This window comes from Edwardsiella sp. EA181011, assembly GCF_000800725.1.
Classification (GTDB): Bacteria; Pseudomonadota; Gammaproteobacteria; order Enterobacterales; family Enterobacteriaceae; genus Edwardsiella; species Edwardsiella anguillarum.
The window spans coordinates 260061-282873 of sequence record NZ_CP011364.1 but is presented as its reverse complement, the minus strand read 5'-3'; the positions used below and the strand labels follow the sequence as shown (position 1 = coordinate 282873).

At 56.4% G+C, this 22813-nt stretch carries 20 protein-coding genes, 1 tRNA gene and 1 pseudogene; 7 read left to right on the top strand and 15 right to left on the bottom strand.

Going from position 1 to position 22813, the window contains the following annotated elements; genetic code table 11:
* Position 1 precedes the first annotated feature (1 nt).
* Together QY76_RS01355 and QY76_RS01350 are read right to left on the bottom strand one after the other, a co-directional pair.
* The gene (locus QY76_RS01355) at positions 2-796 is read right to left on the bottom strand and encodes an HpcH/HpaI aldolase/citrate lyase family protein (protein WP_235439436.1); all 795 of its coding nucleotides are present in this window, start codon (positions 794-796) and stop codon (positions 2-4) included.
* Between the two features lie 6 nt (positions 797-802).
* Complete coding sequence (locus QY76_RS01350) at positions 803-2554, bottom strand: IlvD/Edd family dehydratase (RefSeq protein WP_034165944.1); 1752 nt, start codon at positions 2552-2554, stop codon at positions 803-805.
* Positions 2555-2768: 214 nt separating this feature from the next.
* On the opposite strand from QY76_RS01350, the gene QY76_RS01345 reads away from it, so the two are divergent.
* Complete coding sequence (locus QY76_RS01345) at positions 2769-4538, top strand: solute:sodium symporter family transporter (protein WP_045425489.1); 1770 nt, start codon at positions 2769-2771, stop codon at positions 4536-4538.
* Positions 4511-5539 carry a LacI family DNA-binding transcriptional regulator gene (locus QY76_RS01340; RefSeq protein WP_034165945.1) on the top strand — a complete coding sequence of 343 codons (1029 nt, stop codon included), beginning with the start codon at positions 4511-4513 and terminating at the stop codon, positions 5537-5539. Before QY76_RS01345 ends, QY76_RS01340 begins: the two co-directional genes overlap by 28 nt.
* Before the next feature lie 334 nt (positions 5540-5873).
* Here the strand turns inward: QY76_RS01340 and QY76_RS01335 are convergent.
* A tRNA-Phe gene (locus QY76_RS01335) sits at positions 5874-5949 on the bottom strand.
* 581 nt (positions 5950-6530) lie between these two features.
* Here QY76_RS01335 and QY76_RS01330 point away from each other — a divergent pair.
* Positions 6531-7172, top strand: coding sequence for a YfdX family protein (locus QY76_RS01330; protein WP_034162968.1), 642 nt, complete (start codon positions 6531-6533; stop codon positions 7170-7172).
* A 108-nt stretch (positions 7173-7280) separates the two neighbouring features.
* On the opposite strand, the gene QY76_RS01325 is transcribed toward QY76_RS01330, so the two are convergent.
* The 5 genes from QY76_RS01325 to aspA form a co-directional block, all read right to left on the bottom strand.
* The gene (locus QY76_RS01325; protein WP_034162967.1) at positions 7281-7856 is read right to left on the bottom strand and encodes a transcriptional regulator; all 576 of its coding nucleotides are present in this window, start codon (positions 7854-7856) and stop codon (positions 7281-7283) included.
* Between the two features lie 32 nt (positions 7857-7888).
* Entirely contained in the window at positions 7889-9604 is a 1716-nt protein-coding gene (locus QY76_RS01320; protein ID WP_045425485.1) for a protein-disulfide reductase DsbD, read from the bottom strand.
* Positions 9580-9948 carry a divalent cation tolerance protein CutA gene (gene cutA, locus QY76_RS01315; RefSeq protein WP_045425482.1) on the bottom strand — a complete coding sequence of 123 codons (369 nt, stop codon included), beginning with the start codon at positions 9946-9948 and terminating at the stop codon, positions 9580-9582. The genes QY76_RS01320 and cutA overlap by 25 nt, the downstream gene beginning before the upstream one ends.
* 136 nt (positions 9949-10084) lie before the next feature.
* Positions 10085-11386, bottom strand: a complete 1302-nt coding sequence (locus QY76_RS01310; RefSeq protein ID WP_012847187.1) for an anaerobic C4-dicarboxylate transporter — start codon at positions 11384-11386, stop codon at positions 10085-10087.
* A gap of 115 nt (positions 11387-11501) precedes the next feature.
* A complete protein-coding gene (gene aspA, locus QY76_RS01305) occupies positions 11502-12938 on the bottom strand; it encodes an aspartate ammonia-lyase (RefSeq protein WP_034162965.1) in 1437 nt (478 codons plus the stop codon).
* 364 nt (positions 12939-13302) lie between these two features.
* Here aspA and QY76_RS01300 point away from each other — a divergent pair, with 364 nt between their 5' ends.
* The 3 genes from QY76_RS01300 (at position 13303) to groL (ending at position 15994) form a co-directional block, all read left to right on the top strand.
* Complete coding sequence (locus QY76_RS01300) at positions 13303-13779, top strand: FxsA family protein (protein ID WP_034162964.1); 477 nt, start codon at positions 13303-13305, stop codon at positions 13777-13779.
* 218 nt (positions 13780-13997) lie between these two features.
* The gene (locus tag QY76_RS01295; protein WP_005296032.1) at positions 13998-14291 is read left to right on the top strand and encodes a co-chaperone GroES; all 294 of its coding nucleotides are present in this window, start codon (positions 13998-14000) and stop codon (positions 14289-14291) included.
* 59 nt (positions 14292-14350) lie between these two features.
* On the top strand, positions 14351-15994 hold the full coding sequence (groL, locus tag QY76_RS01290) for a chaperonin GroEL (RefSeq protein WP_045425468.1): 1644 nt from the start codon (positions 14351-14353) through the stop codon (positions 15992-15994).
* Positions 15995-16286: 292 nt separating this feature from the next.
* Here groL and QY76_RS01285 read toward each other — a convergent pair whose 3' ends face one another.
* From QY76_RS01285 to QY76_RS19125, 3 genes and pseudogenes are all read right to left on the bottom strand, one after another.
* The gene (locus tag QY76_RS01285; protein ID WP_255640318.1) at positions 16287-16619 is read right to left on the bottom strand and encodes an Ig-like domain-containing protein; all 333 of its coding nucleotides are present in this window, start codon (positions 16617-16619) and stop codon (positions 16287-16289) included.
* Positions 16620-16835: 216 nt separating this feature from the next.
* The gene (locus QY76_RS18935) at positions 16836-17207 is read right to left on the bottom strand and encodes a hypothetical protein (protein ID WP_156119366.1); all 372 of its coding nucleotides are present in this window, start codon (positions 17205-17207) and stop codon (positions 16836-16838) included.
* Positions 17208-17571, bottom strand: a pseudogene (locus QY76_RS19125) (IS110 family transposase); the annotation flags it as partial.
* A gap of 189 nt (positions 17572-17760) precedes the next feature.
* On the opposite strand from QY76_RS19125, the gene QY76_RS01275 reads away from it, so the two are divergent.
* Entirely contained in the window at positions 17761-18108 is a 348-nt protein-coding gene (locus QY76_RS01275) for a DUF4156 domain-containing protein (RefSeq protein ID WP_034162985.1), read from the top strand.
* An 83-nt stretch (positions 18109-18191) separates the two neighbouring features.
* Here the strand turns inward: QY76_RS01275 and QY76_RS01270 are convergent, their stop codons facing one another.
* From QY76_RS01270 to QY76_RS01255, 4 genes are read right to left on the bottom strand one after another with little or no spacing between them, the layout of a single operon-like run.
* Positions 18192-18887, bottom strand: coding sequence for a lactate utilization protein C (locus tag QY76_RS01270; RefSeq protein ID WP_034162961.1), 696 nt, complete (start codon positions 18885-18887; stop codon positions 18192-18194).
* The gene (locus QY76_RS01265; RefSeq protein ID WP_045425465.1) at positions 18887-20308 is read right to left on the bottom strand and encodes a LutB/LldF family L-lactate oxidation iron-sulfur protein; all 1422 of its coding nucleotides are present in this window, start codon (positions 20306-20308) and stop codon (positions 18887-18889) included. Before QY76_RS01265 ends, QY76_RS01270 begins: the two co-directional genes overlap by 1 nt.
* A gap of 10 nt (positions 20309-20318) precedes the next feature.
* Positions 20319-21038, bottom strand: a complete 720-nt coding sequence (locus QY76_RS01260) for a (Fe-S)-binding protein (RefSeq protein ID WP_034162959.1) — start codon at positions 21036-21038, stop codon at positions 20319-20321.
* A 49-nt stretch (positions 21039-21087) separates the two neighbouring features.
* On the bottom strand, positions 21088-22641 hold the full coding sequence (locus tag QY76_RS01255) for an L-lactate permease (RefSeq protein ID WP_034162958.1): 1554 nt from the start codon (positions 22639-22641) through the stop codon (positions 21088-21090).
* Positions 22642-22813: the final 172 nt, after the last annotated feature.

Here is a 22813-nt window from a genome sequence, read left to right as displayed (position 1 = left end):
CTTAGTAGACCTCACCGCCGCTAATGCTCAGTTTCTCACCGCGGATCTCCGCCAGCTGTTCTTTCGCGCGCGCCAGCAGGAAGCTCATGTCAGAGGCCAGCGCCACGAAAGTAAAGCCCATCTGCTGGTATCTGTTGACTAGATTCGGGTTACCGCCGACGATGCCGCATGGTTTACCAAGACGCTGGCATGTTTCCAGCCCGCGCTTGATCATCGCCTGTACGTCCGGGTGTGATGGATTGCCAGGATGGCCCATCGCTGAGGAGAGGTCGCCTGGGCCAATGAAGAAACCTGTGATCCCGTCCACGTTGTTAATCGCGTCGATATTGTCGATGGCTTCCGGTGTTTCCAGTTGCAGGATCAGGCACAGTTCATCGCGGGCCTCCTGCACAAACTGCGCATTCCCACCCCAACCAGATGCTCGGTGCATGGCGGCGAAGCCGCGCTTGCCATACGGCGGATAATAGGCTGACTCTACGGCTTTTTTCGCTTCTTCCGGGGTGTTAATAAACGGGATCATCAGCGACATCGCGCCGCCGTCAAGCGCGCGTTTAATCAGCACCACGTCATTTCCAGCGAGACGGTACAGGGGCGTAGTTTCGGCGTTAACGCTGCGAATGGCGCGATCGATGCAAATAGCATCCAGCGTATCAACTGCGACATGTTCCTGATCCAGCACCAGAAAATCGAAACCCACGGTTGCCATCGCTTCTGCAACCGTATCGCTCCCGGTCATCATCCAGGTGCCGAACAGGCACTGCCCTGACAAAATCGCGTGCTTAAAGTTATTCATCATGACTCCTCAAAAAATGGGCGGTTCGGGGACATCGCTGCCGGATTGCAGGAAGTCGAAATCACAGCCTTCGTTCGCCTGGGTGACATGCTGCTGATAGAGTGCGGCCCAGGAGCGGCCAAAGACTTTATGTTGTGGGGTATACGCGGCACGGCGACGGTCGAGCTCGGCATCATCGACCAGCATATTCAGCGAACCCGCCGCGATATCCAGTTCGATCAAATCGCCGGTTTTCACCAGAGCGAGCGGCCCGCCAATCGCGGCTTCAGGCGCGACGTGCAGAATGCAGGTGCCGTAGTGGGTACCGGACATCCGGGCATCAGAGATGCGCACCATATCGGTGACACCCTGCTGCAACAGCTTTTTCGGAATAGGCAGGTTGCCCCATTCCGGCATTCCCGGCGCGCCGACCGGCCCGGCGTTGCGCAGAATAATCACTGTGTCTTTGCTAACATCCAGCGCCGGGTCGTCAATCTGATCGGACAGGGCCTGGTGCGTATCAAACACCAGCGCCGGGCCGATATGTTTGCGCAGCTGCGGGCTGGCGGCAGAGGATTTCATGACCGAGCCGTTCGGGCAGAGGTTTCCGCGTAGTACCGCCAGTGCGCAGCCCTGTGAAAGCGGAATAACTGGATTGCTGAGATCGCGGATTACGTCGTCGTCAAAACACTCCGCCTGTTCAACCCACTGACTAATTGGGTAGTTGGTCACCCCGACAGCGTCGAGATGTAAAAATCCGCTGAGTTTTTTCATCAGCGCTTTCATGCCGCCTGCGAAGAAGAAGTCATCCATCAGGTTAGAGCCCGACGGGAAGAGATTCGCCAGAACCGGAATTTTTCGGGCAATGATTTCCATATCTTCCAGATTCAGCGGAATGCTCGCGCGGTTTGCCATCGAAATCAGGTGGATAGCGGCGTTGGTTGAGCCGCCCAGCGCCATGTACGCCACGATGCCATTGAGGAAGTTCTCTTTTTTCAGCCACGTAGACGGTTTATGGCCGTACCACACCATATCGACAATGGTCAGACCACACTGCGCCGCCATCTGCGGGTGACGGCAGTCCGCCGCCGGAATGGAGCTGGCGCCCGGAAATGTGAAGCCCATCGCATCCGCGATAGAGGTCATGGTGGAGGCGGTTCCCATGGTGTTGCAGGTCCCGATTGAGCGTGTCATCGCGCCTTCCAGTTCGATCCAGTCGTGCTGGGTAATTGCGCCAAGGCGCAACTGGTCCCAGTATTTTTTGGTGTGCGTACCCGCGCCCGTTGCCTGGCCGTGCCATTTGCCAGTCGTCATCGGGCCTGCCGGGCAAAAAATCAACGGGATATCCATCGACAGTGCGCCCATCAGCAGCGCAGGCGTAGATTTATCACAGCCACCCAGCAGAACTACGCCGTCAATCGGATGCTGGCGCAGTAGCTCTTCCGCTTCCATCGCGAGGAAGTTGCGGTACAGCATGGTGGTGGGTTTCACCATCACTTCGCCCATCGACAGGGCTGGAAGTTCGACCGGGAAACCGCCCGCCGCCCAGACGCCGCGTTTGACTGCTTCCGCCCGTTCGCGCAGATGCGAGTGGCAGGCGCTCATGTCGCTCCAGGTGTTGATGATGCCGATAACAGGTTTACCGAGGAACTCTTCGCGGGCAAAACCCATCTGCTGTGTGCGTTGCCGATGCGCGAAAGCTCTGATCGTTTCTGGCGCGTACCAGCGTTGGCTGCGCAGTTCTCCGATCTCACGGCGAGTTAAGCGATCTTTGTTGAACATATTTTCAGTGCCCTACGATTAATGTGCTTTCACGTTAATATTGTAGCGCTACGATTATCAATATGGTGAAGATGAAATGTGTGACCAACAACACAATTAATACGCATAATGTCAAGGTTTTCTGGCGAGCTTCAAATTCTCATAATAGGCGAACTTCTTAGTCTGAAAGGCATATGTGATAGTGTCTAGATACTGAAATCGGCAGGGTACATTTATGAAAATGTTATTTTCCGTTGGTACTTTTTTTCTCTTCCTTATTTTCGTAGCGCTATATTCTTATCATAAAACGAAGGGGGTTTCAGAATCTGGCGTCGAGGGCTTTTTTCTCGCCGGACGCGGACTGTCAGGATATTTCATTGCTGGTTCGCTGCTGCTTTCTAATCTTTCTGCTGAACAGTTGGTAGGGCTGAACGGCAACGCCTACCGTTTTGATATCAGCGGAATGGCCTGGGAGAGCACCGCCGCCGTAGCAACGGTGGTGATGGCGATGTTTTTTCTGCCGCGCTTTTTGCGCCGTGGAATAACAACCATGCCGCAATTTCTGGAAAACCGCTTCGATCGCAACACCCGCCGCATGGTCAGCATCATGCTGCTGGTGGGGTACGCGGTGATGGCTAACCCTTGCAGCCTCTATCTTGGCGCTATCACCATGAATGAACTGTTTGATTTTCAGAAGATTTTTAATCTGCCTGCATGGGGCTCCATCGGTGTGCTGGCGTTTGCGATGGGGGCGGTAGGCGGTCTGTATGCTACGCTTGGCGGCCTGAAAGCGGTGGCGATCTCTGACACCATTAGCGGTATTATTTTGCTCATTGCCGCGCTGTTAATTCCGGTTTTAGGCCTGTTCGCGTTGGGGGATGGCTCGCTGCTGTCGGGGGGTAAAATCCTGCTAAATCACCCGGAACAGCTGAATGCGATTGGCAATGAAACGTCATCGGTTCCTTTTAGTACGATATTCACCGGGATGATCTGCGCCAACCTGTTTTACTGGTGTACCAACCAGATGATAATTCAGCGCACGCTGGGCGCGAAGTCTCTGGCGGAAAGCCAGAAAGGGGTGCTGCTGGCGGGCACGATTAAACTGCTGGTTCCGCTGGCGATGGTGCTGCCGGGGTTAATCGCCTTCAACATGTTTGGCCCCGTGTTCAGCAACGCGGATTACACGTATCCGGCGCTGGTGAAGGCGGTGCTACCGTGGTGGCTTATCGGCATGTTCGCGGCGGCAATTTTCGGTACGGTCATCAGCCATTTCAACTCGATTATTAACTCCAGCGCGACGCTGTTTGTTATCGATCTCTATGGCCCACTGACCGGCTGCCAAGATGAGAAAAAGCTGGTTCGCGTAGGTAAAGTGGCCTCGGTGATTTTTTCGCTAGTGTCGATTATTATCGCGCCGCTGCTACTGCATACGCCCAACGGCATTTTTGATTTAATGCGGCGCTTCGCCGGGTTTTATAGCATCCCGATCATCACCATTGTGCTGGTGGGGTTCCTGACGTGTCACGTTCCCGCACGAGCGGCGAAATGCGTGCTGATTTTCCATATTATCGCTTACGGCCTGTACACGTTTACCGGTCTGAATAAACTGATCCCCGTGCATTTTATCCACGTGATGGGGATTTTGTTCGTGATTGAAGTCGCCCTCATGCTGCTAATCGGTAAGCTTCAGCCCGTTAACTGGGTGGATCTGCATGTATCGCCTGCCAAAATCCCCATGGAAAAATGGCGTTACGTGGAACGGGCAAGTATTATGATGTTGGCTGCTTTAATCAGCATATTTATCACGTTATCGCCACTTGGCCTAACTGCGAAAACCGGTATCCCTGAGAGTTTCGTCTGGCTTATCGCCGCCGTCTGGGGAGTGGCGCTTATATTCGTTCTGGTATTAACACAACGCCAGCGTTCCGGCCGGAACGCGCTAGGGGCGTGGGTAACTGAGGAAAGTGCGGGAGAGGAATGCGCCAGAGATCACGCCAAATCGTAAAACTTGATAATGTCGCGCAAAAGGCGGGGGTATCGCCTTCAACGGTTTCGCTGTATATCCGCCAGCCCGAACGCGTCTCTGACAAAACCGGTAAAAAAATTCAGGCCGCCATTGATGCCTTGGGTTATGTGCATAATAAAATTGCCAGCCAGTTTACCGGCGGGCAGAGTAGTAACATGGCCGTGGTGCTGCCTTCGCTAGCGAACATCTTTTTCAGCCATGTCGTGCAGCGCATCGAATCCACCGTTAGTGCGCAGGGCTTCCAGCTCTCGATTGCCTCTCACGATCACAGCCTCGACAAAGAAGAGGAACAGATCCGCTCAATTCTGCAATGGTCGCCTGCGGTGATTGCCATTGCCGGGGCGGATCACAAAACCTCGACGCTGAAAATGCTGCACAACAGCGGCGTCCCGGTGATTCAGATGTGGCAGGTTGACGGCGGAACGTTTGCCGCGCAGGTCGGCAATGATCACGAAAAAATCGGTTATGAGGCAGCCCGTTATCTACTTGAAACGGGGTGTCGCAAACTGGCTTATTTCACTACGCGTTTTGAAGATGACATCCGGGCACGCATTCGCTACACAGGTTTCTGCTGTGCACTGGAGGAGCAGGGTAAAACGCCTCTTCTGGTGGATATACCTAACGGTGAAAATATTTGGCAGGGGAGTCGGGAAATTTTGATGAAAACGCTGGTAAAAGAGCGCGGTCTGGATGGGATTTTCTGCACCAGCGATTCTATTGCGACCGCGTTGTTAATGGAAGCACAGGCGCGGGGCATTTCCGTTCCCGATAAGCTCAGTATTCTGGGTTACGGCGATTTCCCCTCCAGTGCCTGGTTGTCACCCGTCACTCTTAGTAGTGTGAACCTGAATGCAGATGAGATTGCGACACGTACAGCGGAGATGATGCTCAAAATGAGCGCCAACAGAGGCTATGTGGGGGATGTTGTTGATGTCGGTTTTGAGATCATGCCGCGCGGTAGCACCCGTTTGCCTTTCTGAAAAATGCCCGGTTGCCGGGTATTATCGCCTGTTTTATGAAATATATTTATCAGTGCTTGTGACCTGATGTACAACAGTGCTATCCCGTGGGAAAACAGCTATAACGCAACCAGCACAAGGGCTACCATTCAGTCGGGTATCGTGTTGCCGGCTACAGCAATGAATGGGGCGACAGTATCAGTGGGAGGCCTTTGCCGAGCTGCATCATGATGCTTATTCTTTAGCACCGGGAAGCGGCGCTGGGGAAGGATAAGGATGCCAACGACAGAGGAGCCAACAATTTGCTGATTCAAAAAGTAAAAACCCCGCCATAAGGCAGGGTTTTCAGAAGAAGTGGTGCCCGGACTCGGAATCGAACCAAGGACACGGGGATTTTCAATCCCCTGCTCTACCGACTGAGCTATCCGGGCAACGGGGCGCATTAAACCGTATTGCGCCCGGCGCGTCAACGATTTTATCGGCCAGGTGATTCATCTGGAGATAAAATCAGCGTTTCCCCAATAGTCAGGCGACAGAGGGTGGCCGCCGCGTCACCCGCGGCGTCTCGTTGCCAGAGCCTTAACGGGGGCTCTTCGCTACGGGACAGGGTACATTTCACTCGCCGACGTTTTGTCAACTTTTGTCTCTGGGGTGTCTGGACACGCTGTTTTTCAGGCTAATGGCGGCATCAACGCTGGCGTCGAACGCGGTGTTGGCGCCGCCAGGGTAGCTAAGCGCGCTATTCTGTCAACGTTAGAAATAAATAATATGCTTTAAAACATAGTGTTATTTATCCATGTAATGAAGATTAAATTTTGGGTCCGCGCTGTACGCGGCGCAGGCCGGGGAGTGTGCGCTTTTTTTGCCGCCGAACGGCAGGGGAGGCGATGCAATTGACATGACTTCGCCGGCGTCTATAACTAAGTGGGTCAGCGGGAGGAAAGTGTATAGCGCCTCCGCCGCAACGAGTGAGTTAACGATTTAACCAGTATGGGATAAACGGGCCAAGATTATGAAACGTATTTTGACAGCAACTGCTCTTTCTCTGGCGATGTTTTCTACCTTTACCTGGGCAGCCGACGCCGCGCCGACCGCGCCAGCGAGCGCCGCTGCTGCAGCCGCCGGTTTGTCTGCCCAACAGGTGCAGGATGTGGCTAAAGTGGCTCAGCAGGGCTTTACGGCAATGCGTGATATGCAGTATGCGCGCGTTGCGCTGTTCCGCGGCTATCCGGATGTGGCGACCAAGCTGACCGATCAGTCTGCGGCTCTGCTGGCCGACGATAGTACTGACTGGAAGTCCTTTATCAAGTCGGATAAAAAAGCGCCGCTGGCCGGTGATAACTATGTGATCATCAACGCATCTATTGCGCTTTCTGAAGATTTTGTGGCGACGCCGGAGAAACAGAAGGCGATCGCTAAGGCGAACGAAAAACTGAGCAAGGGCGATCATAAGGGTGCGCTGGAGGCGCTGCGCGTAGCAGGCGTGGGGATTACCGAAACCCAGTACCTGATGCCGCTGAAGCAGACCCGTCAGGCCGTAGCCCATGCGCAGAGCCTGCTGAAGGCGGGCAAGTACTATGAGGCCAACCTGGCGCTGAAGGGCGCTGAAGAGGGGATTATTACCGACAGCGTAACGCTGGTCGATGGCAAATAATCGCCCGTTGTTTCCGTAGTGTGTTGTGCATGCCACCTCCCTGTGAGGTGGCTTTTTTGTGTCTTGAAAACCTCCGGCTGTGCCGGGGGTATTTATTTTTTACGCGGGTTAACTCAGGGCGTCGTGTCGTCGGCAGTGGGCGATGTGCAGGATGTCCTGCGCCAGATGCAGCGCGATATCGACATCCTCACGTCGGCGGCTGACCAGCAGCCGGTTCAGACACCCCTCCTGCACTAGCTCCATCTGGTGTGCGACCAGCGAGGCATCGCCAATCTCACTCTCCTGCAGCAGCCGCAGCGTAAAATCAAACGACGCCTGCTTTTGTCGAGACGCCAGCTGATGGATCGGGTGGTCGGCGGCGGGGTATTGGATGCAGGCCGAAATAAACAGGCAGCCGGGGAAACGCCCCTGCTCAACATGCTCTGCCAGCACTGGATAGCGGGCCAGGATTTTGTCATCGTGGCTCAGGGTGTCATTCAGCAGGAGCTGTCGGCGCCAGGTATCGATCTGCTGGCCGTGGAAACGCAGACAGTCGTACAGTAGGGCCTCGCTGTCTGGCCAGTAGCGGCGCGCCTGATCGAGGGATAGCGTTTCGCTGTCGATCAGGGCGGGCAGCGTGGCGCCAGCTAGGCCATGTCGCTCCAGGCGCCGCAGCGCCTGCGTCAGGATTTGCTCCCGTTGCATTCGGTTCTCCTTATGATGAAGGGCGAGGCCCGTCACTGCACCTGCGGCAGCTGCCGCAGGTGCGCCAGAAAACGTTCGGCGTCCATAAAACCGGTGACGCGTGCGTCGTCTAACGGCTGCCCATCGGGAGTGAAAAACAGGATCGACGGCAGCCCCAGTACGTTAAGCTGCTGCAGCAGCTGGGCGTGCTGCTCGGTATTGGCGGTCACGTTTGCCTGCAATAGCAGGGTGCCCGCCAGCTGGCTACGCACGGCATCATTGCTGAAGGTATATTTCTCAAACTCTTTGCAGGCGGTGCACCAGTCGGCATAGAAGTCCAGCATCACCGGCTGCCTGCGGGCCTTGGCCTGCGCCAGCGCCTGAGCCAGCTGCCGTGGGGAGTCGATAGGCTGGAACGCCAGGGTTTCACTGACGTTGGTGCCAGCGCGCGGTGCGCCGTCGAAGATCCAATCCTGCAGCGGACGGGCGCAGATCAGCGCGGCGCCCAGCAGCAGGATCTGCCAAAGGCGGGTGCCGCGGCGCTGTGCGTGCAGGGAGAGGCTGAATCCCCACAGGAAGAAGGCGATGCCAAGCAGGCTCCACAGCCGTATACCCCAGACTTCGCCCAGTATACGCTCCAGCAGAAATACCGGCAGCGCCAGGATTACAAAGCCAAATCCCTCTTTCACATGCTGCATCCACGGCCCGCTGCGCGGCAGCAGCCGGTTACCAAACAGCGTGACCGCGATCAGCGGGATCCCCATTCCCAGCGCGTAGAGGTAGAGCGTACCGCCGCCGACCCACAGGTTACCGCTTTGGGCGATATACAGCAGAATGGCGCTGAGGGGCGCGGTGGTGCAGGGAGAGCAGATCAGGCCGGCGAGGGCACCCATCACGAAGACGCCGAGCAGCGACCCGCTGCGCTGGCGGTTGCTCCATAGCGTCAGCCGGGTTTGCAGCGAAGCGGGCAGCTGCAGAGTGAACGCCCCGAACATGGAGAGCGCCAGCAGGATAAACAGCAGCGAGAGACCGATCAGCACGTAGGGGTGCTGAAACGCGGCCTGGAAGCGCAGCCCGGCGGCGGCTACCACCATACCAAGCACGGTGTAGGTGATGGCCATTCCCTGTACATAGACCAGCGCCAGCAGGGCGGTATGCCCCCAGCCGTGGCGCTGTTTCTGGCCCAGGATCAGCGCCGATATCAAGGGGTACATCGGCAGGACGCAGGGGGTAAAGGCGATGCCGATGCCGATCAGCAGCGCCCACAGCGCAGGAAAGGGCAGCGTTGGCGCGTGCTCCGTGTTCGCCGCCGTGCCGGGCGACGCGCCGGCGCCGTCGGTCGCGGTTATCGCCTCGAGGGGAATGCGCCGCGTCTCCGGCGGGTAGCAGAAGCCCGCGGCGGCACAGCCCTGATAGGTGACGCTTATCTCGCCCCCCGCCGCGGCGCTGAGCAGGGGCAGCCTCAGGCTGAGACCGTCGCGGAAGATGGCGGTTTCCCCCTGAAACTCGTCGTGATGGGGGATCCCCGGCGGTAGCTGCCAAGGACCTAGCTGGGCCTGATGGGGCGTAATCCGGATCTGTTGACGGTACAGGTAATAGCCGGGCTGGATCTGCCAGCGCAGCGTCAGATTTTCGCCCTGCTGCTGAAAGTCAAAGGCAAAGGCCTGATTGACCGGAACAAAGCGAGGCTGCTCGCCGAACAGGGAGGCCTGGGCGGGCAGCAGGGTCGTCATAAACAGCGCAATCAGCGCAAAGATGCGTTGAGCCATGATAGGTAGTCTTGATCTCCTGCCTGCACCGGAATGACCAGTAGCTCCGGCGTTTGGTAAGGATGCTGGTGTTTCAGATAGGCGAGCAGCGCCTGCTGATGGCGCCGTTCGCTTTTGATGATCATCTGCACTTCATACTCCTGCTCAAGCTTTCCTTCCCAGTAGTAGAGGGAGGTGGCGCCAGGGATCAGGGTCACGCAGGCCGCCAGCTTTTCGCCGAGCAGGGCGGCGGCAAGCTCCTGAGCGCAGGCCTCGTCCGGCGCAGTGCACAGAACCACGACGGCATCGCTGTGGTCAGCGGGAACCGCCGCAGCGGCGGTAAAGGGAGTCACGTTCTGGGACATAGTGGACCTCGCGGCGTTGCCAGTGTTGATGATGATTTCGACACTATACCGTGAGGGGGGCGGGCTTGTCAGGCGTAAACGGGCGCAAAAATGACAACGGGGCGCAGCGCGCCCCGTTAACGTGAGGTGTGCGGGATTACAGCATAACGCTGCCCAGCAGGAAGCCGAAGCAAACTGACAGGGCCACACCCAGGGTACCCGGGATGAAGAACGGGTGGTTAAAGACCAGTTTACCGATGCGGGTGGTACCGGTGTCGTCCATCTGTACTGCGGCAACCAGCGTCGGGTAGGTCGGCAGGATGAACAGGCCAGACACAGCGGCGAAGGAGGCAACGGCGGTCAGCGGAGAGACGTTCAGGGCCAGGGCCATCGGCATCAGTGCCTTGGCGGTAGCGGCCTGAGAGTACAGCAGGGCAGAGGCGAAGAAGAAGATGACAGCCAGCAGCCACGGATGATTCTGGATAACGGTACCGGCGGTTTCTTTGATCCAGTCGATGTTGGCGGAGACGAAGGTATCGCCCAGCCAAGCCACGCCCAGGATACAGATACAGGCGCTCATACCGGCTTTGAACGTGCTGGAGTTCAGTACGTTATCGGTATCGACGCGGCAGATGATGGTGGTCAGGGTGGCCACGCTCAGCATGATGATCAGGATGGCGTTGGTGGTGTTCATCAGCGGTTTGGCAACCAGGCCCAGGCTCGGGCTGTTGATGATGGCATAGGCCACCACGGCAACTACGCCCAGCAGGAACAGCCATACAGAGGTCTGTGCGCCTTTTTTGATTTCAATCTGCTTGTCGCCGCGCAGCGTGATCAGACCCTCTTCCAGACGCTTGCGGTATACCGGATCGTTGGACAGCTTGGAGTCAAAGCACCAGGAGACGATCAGAGACATTACCAGGACCGCCAGGAAGGTGGACGGCAGCACAACCATCAGCAGATGCAGGTAGCTGATACCATGGCCTTCCATCACGGAAGACATGTAAACCACGGCGGCAGAGATCGGGGATGCGGTAATGGCGATCTGTGCAGATACCACGGCGGTAGACAGCGGACGGCATGGTTTGATGCCCTGCTCTTTGGCGACTTCGGCGATAACCGGCAGCGCAGACAGGGAGATGTTACCAGTACCGGCGAAAATGGTCAGGAGGTAGGTGACGATCGGCGCCAGAATGGTGATGTATTTCGGGTTCTTACGCAGAACTTTTTCAGTCTGGTGAACCAGGTAGTCCATACCACCGGCAACCTGCATCGCAGAGATCGCGGCGATAACGGCCATGATGATAGAGATTACGTCGAACGGAATTTTACCCGGTGCAACGCCGATGGCGGCTAGCACTAATACCCCGAGACCACCGGCGAAGCCGATCCCGATCCCGCCCAGTCTGGCCCCCAAGAAAATCGCCAGCAGAACAATTACCAGTTCTAGGACTAGCATAGTGTTTCTCCTTAAAATGTAATGATAATAATTCTTGTTTTACTCTCAGCTCTGTCAATAAAAAGGCACGGCTGACCATGGGACCAGACGTGCCTTTAACAATCCGATGCGTTAATTATTTTTCGCTTTCATCGGTATAGCGTTTAGCTTTGTAAGCCGGGTGCATCAGGTTTTCAACAGAGAAGATGTCGTCCAGCTGCGCTTCAGTCAGCAGGCCGCGCTCCAGCACAACTTCGCGCACGCTCTTACCGGTTTCAGCACAGATTTTACCTACGATATCACCATTGTGGTGACCGATGAACGGGTTCAGGTAGGTAACGATACCGATAGAGTTGAAGACGAATTTTTCGCAGGTTTCTTTGTTGGCAGTGATGCCGTCGATGCATTTCTCACGCAGGTTGTAGCAACCGTTGGTCAGCAGAGAGATGGATTCGAACATGGCCTGGCCGATAACCGGCTCCATAACGTTCAGCTGCAGCTGACCGGCTTCCGCTGCCATGGTGACGCAGGTGTCGTTACCGATGACTTTGAAGCACAGCTGGTTAACCACTTCCGGCACAACCGGGTTAACTTTAGCCGGCATGATGGAGGAACCCGCCTGCAGCTCCGGCAGGTTGATTTCGTTCAGGCCAGCGCGCGGACCAGAGGAGAGCAGACGCAGGTCATTACAGATTTTGGACAGTTTAACCGCGGTGCGTTTCAGCGCGCCGTGAACCATGACGTAAGAACCGCAGTCAGAGGTGGCTTCGATCAGGTCTTCAGCCGGTACGCACGGCAGGCCGCTGACTTCTGCCAGCTTCTGCACGGCCAGTTTCTGGTAACCTTCCGGCGTGTTCAGACCGGTACCGATAGCGGTAGCGCCCAGGTTGATTTCCAGCAGCAGTTCAGCGGTGCGCTGCAGGTTTTTCACTTCTTCGTTCAGCAGTACGCTGAATGCGTGGAATTCCTGGCCCAAGGTCATCGGTACGGCGTCCTGCAGCTGGGTGCGGCCCATCTTCAGGATGTTTTTGAATTCGTCAGCTTTACGGTCAACGCCTTCACGCAGGTTTTTGATCGCTTCGATCAGCTTCATGATGGAAGCGTAAACGGCGATGCGGAAACCGGTCGGGTAAGCGTCGTTGGTAGACTGGCATTTGTTCAGGTGGTCGTTCGGGTTCAGGTACTGGTATTCACCTTTTTTGTGACCCAGCAGCTCCAGACCGATGTTGGCCAGCACTTCGTTGGTGTTCATGTTAACGGAGGTACCGGCGCCGCCTTGGAAAACATCTACCGGGAACTGGTCCATGCATTTGCCGTTGTTCAGCACTTCGTCGCAGGCCAGGAGGATGGTATCAGCAATTTTACGCGGGATAGTCTGCAGTTCACGGTTAGCCAGCGCTGCCGCTTTTTTAACCATTACCATGCCGCGAACAAATTCAGGAATATCGCTGATTTTGTTGTTGCTAATGTAGAAGTTTTCCATCGCACGCAGGGTGTGAACGCCATAATAAGCGTCTGCGGGAACTTCACGGGTGCCTAATAGATCTTCTTCAATACGGATGTTATTTGACATGAGAACCTTCTTTCATTGATGCCGAATAGTAAATTAGCTAATAAATTAATTTTCTTTAAGGAACAACAGAGAGAATTCACCGTTCTCTCTTTTATGGGCACGATCATATGCTGCTAGGAGGGAAAAGTATGAACCTAGATCACTATATGGTGTATCTTATCCCTTTGATTCTCATATCTGTGATAATACTCACAGATAGTGTAAATAACTAACAAGAGTTAGCGAAAAAACAGCGATTAAAATAACACCACACGAATTATATGGACGTTTTTTTTGACTCCAATATAATTTTATTTTTAAAGTACTCGTTTTTTATTTACATTCGTGTAAACAATGAAACAGTCGTTTAAATAGGAGACACCATTTGCGCTGGTTGCCCTTTATCCTGATATTTTTTTATGTCTATATTGAAATATCGATCTTTATCAAAGTCGCTGCCGTTTTAGGCGTTGCATTGACGCTGCTGCTGGTGATCTTGACCTCCTGCCTCGGCGCATCGCTGGTGCGTAATCAGGGAATGAAGACCCTGATGCAGATGCAGCAGAAGCTGGCGATGGGGGAGAGCCCCGCTGCAGAGATGATTAAAAGCGTGTCGCTGGTGATGGCGGGTCTGCTGCTGTTGCTGCCGGGGTTCTTTACGGACTTCCTCGGCCTGCTGCTGATGCTGCCGCCGGTGCAGAAGCGTCTGGCGCTGAAGCTGCTTCCTTATTTCCGTATTTACCGCGGCGGTGGGCCGGGCGACGGCGGCGGTTTCGACGGTGGACCGGGCGGCGGCGGCCATACCTTTGACGGTGAGTTTGAGCGCAAAGATGACGATCGTCAGCGTCTGGATAATAAATGAATCCCTTCGGCCCGCCTTTCCGGCGGGCCGCTGTCATTTCAGGGTTGCATCTTCGGCTTTCGCAGGTTAAAAAAAAGCGAATTTTTTTTTTTCGCGCCCCCTTGAAGGCGGGAAGCGACGCCCCAATCTAGCAAAGCATGAGTCCGGAGCGTGGCGCCATCGCCCGTGTCTGGCTTTCAACCCTAAACGATATGGACTTTCTCAAAGGAGAGCTATCAATGAAAATTCGTCCATTGCATGACCGTGTGATCGTCAAGCGCAAAGAAGTTGAGTCCAAGTCTGCTGGCGGCATCGTTCTGACCGGTTCCGCAGCGGGCAAATCCACGCGTGGTGAAGTCATCGCCGTGGGTCATGGTCGCATTCTGGAGAATGGCGACGTGAAACCGCTGGACGTGAAGGTTGGTGACACCGTGATTTTCAACGATGGTTATGGCGTGAAAGCCGAGAAGATCGACAATGAAGAAGTGTTGATCATGTCCGAAAGCGACATTCTGGCCATCGTTGAGGCGTAATCGCCGTATCCGCATAGCGCTCGCAATATCCAATTGAACGAATTTAAGGGACAAAGATAATGGCAGCTAAAGACGTAAAATTTGGTAATGACGCCCGCGTAAAAATGCTGCGCGGCGTGAACGTTCTGGCAGACGCAGTGAAAGTGACCCTGGGCCCGAAAGGCCGTAACGTGGTCCTGGATAAATCCTTCGGGTCTCCGACTATCACCAAAGACGGCGTATCCGTTGCGCGTGAAATTGAACTGGAGGACAAGTTCGAGAACATGGGCGCACAGATGGTGAAAGAAGTCGCCTCCAAGGCGAATGACGCCGCCGGTGACGGCACCACCACCGCGACCGTACTGGCGCAGGCTATCGTTAATGAAGGTCTGAAAGCCGTCGCCGCAGGTATGAACCCGATGGATCTGAAGCGCGGTATCGATAAAGCCGTGATCGCCGCAGTTGAAGAGCTGAAGGCGCTCTCTGTACCGTGCTCTGACTCTAAAGCCATTGCGCAGGTAGGGACCATCTCCGCCAACGCCGACGACACCGTGGGCCAGCTGATCGCTAAAGCCATGGAAAAAGTTGGTAAAGAAGGCGTTATCACCGTTGAAGAAGGCACCGGCCTGCAGGACGAGCTGGACGTGGTTGAAGGTATGCAGTTCGATCGCGGCTATCTGTCTCCGTACTTCATCAACAAGCCGGAAACCGGCGCCGTTGAGCTGGAAAGCCCGTTCATTCTGCTGGCTGACAAGAAGATCTCCAACATCCGCGAAATGCTGCCGGTGCTGGAAGCCGTTGCTAAAGCCGGTAAGCCGCTGCTGATCATCGCCGAAGACGTTGAAGGCGAAGCGCTGGCGACCCTGGTGGTTAACAACATGCGCGGTATCGTGAAAGTAGCTGCGGTGAAAGCGCCGGGCTTCGGCGATCGTCGTAAGGCGATGCTGCAGGATATCGCTACCCTGACCGCCGGTACCGTTATCTCTGAAGAGATCGGTATGGAGCTGGAAAAAGCGACGCTGGAAGATCTGGGCCAGGCTAAACGCGTGGTCATCAACAAAGACACCACCACCATCATCGATGGCGTGGGCGAAGAGTCTGCCATTCAGGGCCGTGTTACCCAGATCCGTCAGCAGATCGAAGAAGCGACCTCTGACTACGATCGTGAAAAACTGCAGGAGCGCGTGGCTAAACTGGCAGGCGGCGTAGCCGTTATCAAGGTTGGCGCGGCAACTGAAGTTGAAATGAAAGAGAAGAAAGCGCGCGTAGAAGACGCCCTGCACGCAACCCGTGCTGCGGTGGAAGAAGGTGTGGTTGCCGGCGGCGGCGTGGCGTTGGTTCGCGTAGCGGCCAAGCTGGTTGACCTGAAAGGCATCAACGAAGAGCAGAACGTCGGTATCAAGGTTGCGCTGCGTGCGATGGAAGCTCCGCTGCGTCAGATCGTGGCCAACGCCGGTGAAGAGCCGTCAGTGGTCACCAACAACGTGAAGGCTGGCGAAGGTAACTACGGTTATAACGCGGCGACCGAACAGTACGGCGACATGATCGAGATGGGTATCCTGGATCCGACCAAGGTAACCCGTTCTGCGCTGCAGTACGCTTCCTCCGTTGCCGGTCTGATGATCACCACCGAGTGCATGGTGACTGATCTGCCGAAGGAAGAGAAGGCTGATCTGGGTGCTGCCGGTATGGGTGGCATGGGCGGCATGGGCGGCATGATGTAATGCGCCGCGAGCCGCTGTTAACCTAGCGGACGGCACATCGTGACCATTGACTCTCATCGGTGGTGGTCACGGGGTTCCCGCTGAAACAGCACGTGAGAAAAATGAATCCGGGCCTGAATACAGGTCCGGATTTTTTTTGCCGTGTCGATGGCCCCAGGCCTAGGGGGTGGGGATAGGGGAAACCGAGCGCTTGGCATGGGGAGTGGCGTCACACAGCAAACGTTCTGTCTGTCACACACAGGCACACGCAGGCGGCGTCTATGCCACTTGCGCCCCGAGCGTGACGGCGGCTCTATAGCTCATAATGCTCCGCCTCAACGCTCATGTGATCCTTAACAATTTCGCTCAGCGCAGTCATCTCATGCGCCTGATAATCGTGATCCGGCGGCGTTTCGCTGATACCCGTAGGGGTGAAGGTACCGCTGGCGGTCGCTGTATTGCCGGCCGCGTCGGTCGCGGTGATGGTGTAGGGATTCTCGCCCGGTTTGACCTCCTGCGCCGGGAGAGTGACCTGCCAGCGTTCACCGTCGATGCTGGCCTGATAGTCATGGTCATCCACTGTCACTGTGATCTGTATACTGTCCTGAATCTCCACGGTACCTTTTAGGGTCACCGAGTCATCGATGGTGCTGACCCCAGCGCGCGCGTCGGCCTGCGTAGGGGAAAGGGGGATCGACGGTTAACTGATGATGCTGCTGAGGCTCATTACCCGCCGTGCCTCTAGCCGTAATCGTATCGTCATCGCTGGTGATGTTTTCCAGGGTGACGTTTTGGTTTCCCGCGATATCCGTTATGACCGCGCTGTAACTTAGGGGGCCGTTTGGGAGCGTGTGTGACGGGCCTAAAAGTCAGTTGCCGTTTTGATCGGCTGCACGCTATCAATGATGAGGGGGACCGCTGCTCCCGGCTCGGTTTTATCGGTGAACTGGGGGCGTCGACTCCAGGTAATCATATCGCCTTTAATATAGCTGCCGCTTTCATCGGTTGATACAACTGTAGTGCCGGGAGAGAGTAGGTCAATAAAGATATTGCTATTGATGGTGGATAACAAGCCTCTGCTGGGATCGATGGCGACGACCGTATAGCCATTGTGGTCCTCGTTTAATAGCTGGGAAATATTGATAGACCAAGAGCCATCGGCGGCGGCCGTCATCGTGTAGCTGTTGCCCGTAATGGTGAGTAATATTGTTACGCTAGGCGTTGCCTGATCCACACTTCGGTGAAGTACTAATACGACTTGCTGCTCGGGGGGCAAGGATGACCGATACGAGCCGCATGTTGGAGCGTGTGACGGCTTCACAAATAGTTTCTGCATCCGCAGTATCGCGCTTATTGGTTTTAACATAGGGTTTGACGAACTGAGGAGCTATCAATTTGACGTTATGGTCCATCAACATCAGTTTGTTGGCTCAGAAATGAGCAGATGCACAGGCCTTTATGCCGATAAAACGGGAAAAAAGGAGGTCATTTGTGCCCGTCTGAGCTGTTTGTTAAACAATCGTTTGCCGTGCTCGTCAACCCCAGAGGATCTGGAGAACGTCTTTCGTCAAATCGATGCTAATAGGTTTAACGTTCATGATGCCGCGCGAAATTTTGTCATAGCATTGTGGCATAGCGGGTTTCAGATACACTAGTATGCGGTGATATACCGGGATCGGCCGGAGGGCTCCTGAGCCGTCTACGAGCCAGTACGCCACATTTATTCAGTGTTACCAACGGATTCTGGTATTATTCGGATAACATTTACACATCAAATGGGGAATAAGATGCGGATTAAAGGGTTACTGGGTCTGGCAGCCGTCATGCTGCTGGCAGGGTGCAGTACCATGACTCAGCTGTCTTCCGCCGGGCAGCAGGTGAAGTTTACCGATGCGAAGCCGGGCGCTGAATGCCAACTGCTGGGCGAAGCGGTGGGAACCCAGAGCAACTGGCTATCGGGTCAGGGCGGTGAAACCAGCTCTATGCGCGCTGCCGCTAACGATCTGCGCAATAAGGCAGCCGCAATGGGTGGAAACGTGGTTTACGGCGCGGTCAGCCCGAGCGAAAGCTTCTGGTCCAGCTTTGCACCGCTGGACAGCAAGATGAGCGGACAGGTTTATAAATGCCCGAACTGAGAGATTGGGACAGGAAGCATCGGTTCAAAAAAGCCGCGGCCTGAGGGCCGCGGCTTTTTTAGTGCGGGCACAGAGGCCGCTGTTTAGCAGTCCTCAACGATCAGATAGGCGGCGTTTACCGGCCCGTGCACCCCGACGACCTTAATCAGCTCGATATCCGCGGTCGAACTGGGCCCCCCGATCAGGTTGATGCAGGATGGCATCCGCTCTCCCTGCTGCGCGCGCTGGTGCAGCAGGCTGGCCAGCTGCGCCACCCGCGGCAGAATGGTGCTCTTACGCAGCACAAAGACAGAAGACTCCGGTAGCAGGCTCAGAGCGCGCCCGCGCAGCGCCGAGGAGAACAGCACCACGCCGCCGGATTCGGTCAGCCCGTATTCGGCGTAGACTACGCCAACCTTGGCCTGCTCCGCCATGCGCAGATTCTCTGCGCCGAGCGCCGGATCCCATACCGTCGCTGGGCACTCCCTCACCAGCGTTTCGGTGATCCCCAACTGCGCCAGACGGTCATCTCCGCTGACGATGGTCGGCGTCTGGCCATAGCGCTGACAGAGACGCAGTGCCGCTTGGGCCGCATCGGCTTCGCTGCAGCGCTCACAGTGCGCCAGCATGACATTGCTGGCGACGTCGATAAAGGCGTCGCAGCGCTGCTGTACGCTGAGCCCGGTCAGACGGGTTTGGGCATAGTCATTGATGGGCTGGGGACGAGGCTGTGGGGTATGGCGGACTTCGCGTCCCAGCTGGCGGGCGATCGTGGCCAGAAATTCATCGCGATTGTTCATTATTTACTCCCCTGCGCCTTGTGCTGTTTAAACCAACTGCGGAAGCTCTCGCCATCGGCCTGCGGCAGATCGCGCGCTGCGGTCCACTCCGCCAGCGCTCCTGCGTTGATAGGAGCCTTGCCGCCTTTAATAAACCAGCTGGCGGCCCTAGCACCGGCGATCATGCCGACCTTCCATAGCCCTGGATGGCTGTTGGCATACGTGAACAGGCGGGTGGCTCGCTGCTCCGCCTTCGGCGGCAGGCCGGCTTCGACCATCGCCCGGCGATGGCGCAGGATCAGCTTGGAGAGCGGGATATTGACCGGACAGACGCTGTCGCAGGCGGTACACAGCGAACAGGCGTAGGGAAGATCCTTAAAATTCGCATAGCCGCCCAGTAGCGGCGAGATCACCGCCCCAATCGGGCCCGGATAGATGGAGCCGTAGCCGTGGCCGCCAATGTGGCGATAGGCCGGGCAGGTGTTCATGCAGGCGCCACAGCGGATACAACGCAGGACGTCGCGGAAGGGTGAGCCGAGAATGCTGGAGCGGCCATTATCGACGATCACCAGGTGGAACTCCTGCGGACCGTCAAGGTTGTCCGCCTCGCGCGGGCCGGTCAGCCAGGTGTTGTAGCCGGTCAGCCTGGCGCCGACCGCACTGCGCGCCAGCATGGTGATCAGCACATCCACCTCTTCGAAGGTGGGGGCAATGCGCTCCATTCCCATCACGGCGATATGAGTCGGCGGCAGGGTCGTGCACATCCTGGCGTTGCCTTCGTTGGTGACTAGACAGACCGAGCCGGTTTCGGCGACGGCAAAGTTACAGCCGGTGACGCCGATATCGGCGCTGAGGAAGTCCTGGCGGATCTTCTGGCGGATAAACAAGGTCATCGCCTCCGGCGTCTCCGGACCATCATAGCCCAGGGTCTCATGAAGCACCCGGCGGATCTGGGTGCGATCCTTGTGGATCGCGGGCACCACCACGTGGGAGGGCGGATCTTGATCCAACTGCAGAATGTATTCGCCCAGATCGGTCTCCACCACCTGGATTCCTGCCTGCTGCAGTGCGTGGTTCATGCCGATCTCTTCGGTGACCATCGACTTGGCTTTCACCACCTTTTTGGCGTTTTTGGCCTGGGCTACCTGCAGAATATAGCGGGTTGCGTCCTCTTTGGTCTTGGCAAAGTAGACCTTTCCGCCGTTCTCCGTCACCTTCTCCGCCAGCTGATACAGGTAGGCATCCAGGTTATCGAGCACGTGATCGCGGATCTGTTCGGCGCGCTCGCGCCACTCATCCCAGTGCCCCAGCTCATCCACCATTTTTTGCCGGTTGGCGCCGATGCGTTCTTGGGCATTGGCTACCGCCTTGCGCATGACTGCATCATCCAGCTGAAGCCGAATGCGATCCTTAAATTTTACATCGCTGGTTTTCAATGACATGGCATCCCCCTTAACGGCTCATCAGCACTTCGGCGATGTGCATCACCTTGACCGGTAGCCCTTCGCGCTGCAGGCGGCCGCCAATGTTGATCAGGCAGCTGATATCGGCACCAATCAGATACTCCGGCTGGGCCTCCATCATATGACTGACCTTTTCTTTTACCATCTCTCCAGAGATCTCGGCCATTTTTATGGAGAAGGTGCCGCCAAAGCCGCAGCAGGTCTCGGCGGCGGGGAACGGCAGCAGCTCCAGCCCCCGGACGTGGCTCAGCAGCGTCAGGGGCTCATCGCGGACCTTCATTTTACGCAGCAGGCTGCAAGAGGGGTGGTAGACCGCCCGCCCTGGCAGACGGGCGCCCACGTCCTGAACGCCGAGGGCGTTGACGATAAAAGAGGTGAGGTCGACCATCCGGTTGGCGACGCGCTCGGCGCGTAGCGCCCACTCGGGCTCGTCGCTCAGGTAGCTGGGATAGCTCTTGACCGCATAGGTGCAGGAGCCCGCCGGCGAGATGATCGGATCGTCGTTCTCCTCCAGCGCACGGATCAGGGTCTTCATGCCTGGAATGGCATCCTTAACGTAGCCGCCGTTGATGGCAGGCTGGCCGCAGCAGCCCTGCTTTTCTGGGAAGTGGACCGTACAGCCCAGCTGCTCCAACAGCAGTACGCTATCGCGCGCCATGCGCGACTTTAGGGCGTCTCCAAGACAAGTGACGAAAAAGTTGACGTTCACGACAAAAAATCTCCATTGCAGAAAATAAAATATTATTTAATTCAACCAATTAAGCCATAAATAAGTAATAGACCAGACCGACCTTCAGCCCCAGAATAACGATATAGGCGCAGCAGTACTTCAGGGTTCCAGACATGATGGCGCTGCCCTGGCCATCCATGCGGGTGGCTGAGACGGCAATGGCGATGCTCTGCGGCGAAATCATCTTGCCGCCGGTGGCTCCGGAGGTATTGGCGGCTGCCAGCCACAGCGGATCGACGTGCAGCTTTTCCGCCGCCATGGTCTGCAGCTTGCCAAACAGCACGTTGGAGTTGGTGTCGCTGCCGGTGACGAAGGTCCCCAGTGCACCGATGATCGGGGCAATGAACAGATAGCCGCCGCCGGTGACGTTAACCAGCGTCTGCGCAAGGGTGGCGATCAGCCCGCTGACGTCCATGACCGTCGCCATGGCGACGATGGCGCTGATGGCGATGATGGAGTTTTTCAGCTGCTTTACCGTGTCGACGAAAACCTGCAGCATCTGGCGCAGGGCCGCGCCCTGAATCACTCCGCCGATCAGGGTGGCGATGATGATCAGAACGCCTGGCGTCGCTATCCAGTCGATCTTCAGCTTCAGCACCTGGCCGTTGGCCAGCGGGAAGGGCAGAACGCTGGCGACCTGGGCAACGGTCGAGCGGATCGCCGGAAACAGCGGTGAGCACAGCAGAATGAAAATAAAGATCAGCAGATAGATTGCGCAGGCGCGCAGCAACTGCGGGGCGGAATAGCGGACGTTGCCCTTGAGATGGGCGCCGTCAATACGGTATTCGGCGGCGGTCTCGCCGCGCCGCGCCTTGGCCATCAGGGTGACGACGATCAGGCTGACCAGGCTACCGGCAAAGGCGGGCAGCTCGGCGCCCAGCTTGATGGCGACCAGATACTGTGGGATCAGGGTCGAGATGCCGCACAGCAGGGTCAGCGTGAAGACGCCGCGCAGGGCTTTGACGCCGCCGCCGATGATGGCGACGATGACAAACGGCAGCAGAATATTAAACAGGGCCAGCTGGGAGATGATGGTTCCGCTCAGCGCGGTGACCGGCAGATTGACCTGCTCGGCCAGAATAGAAACCGGGATGCCGACGGCGCCAAAGGCGGTCGGTACGGTATTGGCAACCAGTGAGGCGATGGCGGCCTTGAGCGGGTTAAAGCCCAGCGCGATCAGGATCCCGATGGGGATGGCCACCGCGGTACCGTAGCCGGCGGCCGCCTCCAGGAAGCCACCGAAGCACCAGGCGATCAGCAGAACCTGAATACGCTTATCATCGCTGACGGCGGCCAGTACGTCGCGCAGGATGTCCATGCTGCCGGTCTTCAGCATCAGGTTATAGCTGTAGATAGCGCCAAGGATCACGATGACGATCGGCCACAGCCCTTTTAAGGCACCGTAGATCAGCGCTGATCCTAGGGTTTGCAGCGGCGTATGCCAATACAGGCCGGTGACTGCCAGCGTCAGCGCCAGCGTGATCAGCACGGCGAGATGGATCGGGGTTTTCAGTTTCAGGATCAGGACGATCATGACAGCAAGCGGCAGGATACCCAGAAAAAATGGTAAGTATGCAGGCATAAATTTCCCTAACGAACGCAGATTAACATTATTGGTATGATGAATTATCGCGGTGTATTTATAACGTAAATGGCCGGTTAAAGCATATGGCTGGATCGCTTCAGTTTAACAAATAGTTAAAATTTATGGTTATTAGCACTATTTTGTTTCTGAAGTGTGATGTTTGTTGCCG

Coding starts and splice junctions, on each gene's coding strand:
- QY76_RS01255 (WP_034162958.1), bottom strand. CDS start 22,641: ATGCCTGCATACTTACCATTTTTTCTGGGTATCCTGCCGCTTGCTGTC.
- QY76_RS01310 (WP_012847187.1), bottom strand. CDS start 11,386: ATGCTAGTCCTAGAACTGGTAATTGTTCTGCTGGCGATTTTCTTGGGG.
- QY76_RS01265 (WP_045425465.1), bottom strand. CDS start 20,308: ATGTCATTGAAAACCAGCGATGTAAAATTTAAGGATCGCATTCGGCTT.
- cutA (WP_045425482.1), bottom strand. CDS start 9,948: ATGTCCCAGAACGTGACTCCCTTTACCGCCGCTGCGGCGGTTCCCGCT.
- QY76_RS01340 (WP_034165945.1), top strand. CDS start 4,511: ATGCGCCAGAGATCACGCCAAATCGTAAAACTTGATAATGTCGCGCAA.
- QY76_RS01275 (WP_034162985.1), top strand. CDS start 17,761: ATGCGGATTAAAGGGTTACTGGGTCTGGCAGCCGTCATGCTGCTGGCA.
- QY76_RS01350 (WP_034165944.1), bottom strand. CDS start 2,554: ATGTTCAACAAAGATCGCTTAACTCGCCGTGAGATCGGAGAACTGCGC.
- QY76_RS01270 (WP_034162961.1), bottom strand. CDS start 18,887: ATGAACAATCGCGATGAATTTCTGGCCACGATCGCCCGCCAGCTGGGA.
- groL (WP_045425468.1), top strand. CDS start 14,351: ATGGCAGCTAAAGACGTAAAATTTGGTAATGACGCCCGCGTAAAAATG.
- QY76_RS01325 (WP_034162967.1), bottom strand. CDS start 7,856: ATGCAACGGGAGCAAATCCTGACGCAGGCGCTGCGGCGCCTGGAGCGA.
- QY76_RS01345 (WP_045425489.1), top strand. CDS start 2,769: ATGAAAATGTTATTTTCCGTTGGTACTTTTTTTCTCTTCCTTATTTTC.
- aspA (WP_034162965.1), bottom strand. CDS start 12,938: ATGTCAAATAACATCCGTATTGAAGAAGATCTATTAGGCACCCGTGAA.
- QY76_RS01355 (WP_235439436.1), bottom strand. CDS start 796: ATGATGAATAACTTTAAGCACGCGATTTTGTCAGGGCAGTGCCTGTTC.
- QY76_RS01330 (WP_034162968.1), top strand. CDS start 6,531: ATGAAACGTATTTTGACAGCAACTGCTCTTTCTCTGGCGATGTTTTCT.
- QY76_RS01320 (WP_045425485.1), bottom strand. CDS start 9,604: ATGGCTCAACGCATCTTTGCGCTGATTGCGCTGTTTATGACGACCCTG.
- QY76_RS01295 (WP_005296032.1), top strand. CDS start 13,998: ATGAAAATTCGTCCATTGCATGACCGTGTGATCGTCAAGCGCAAAGAA.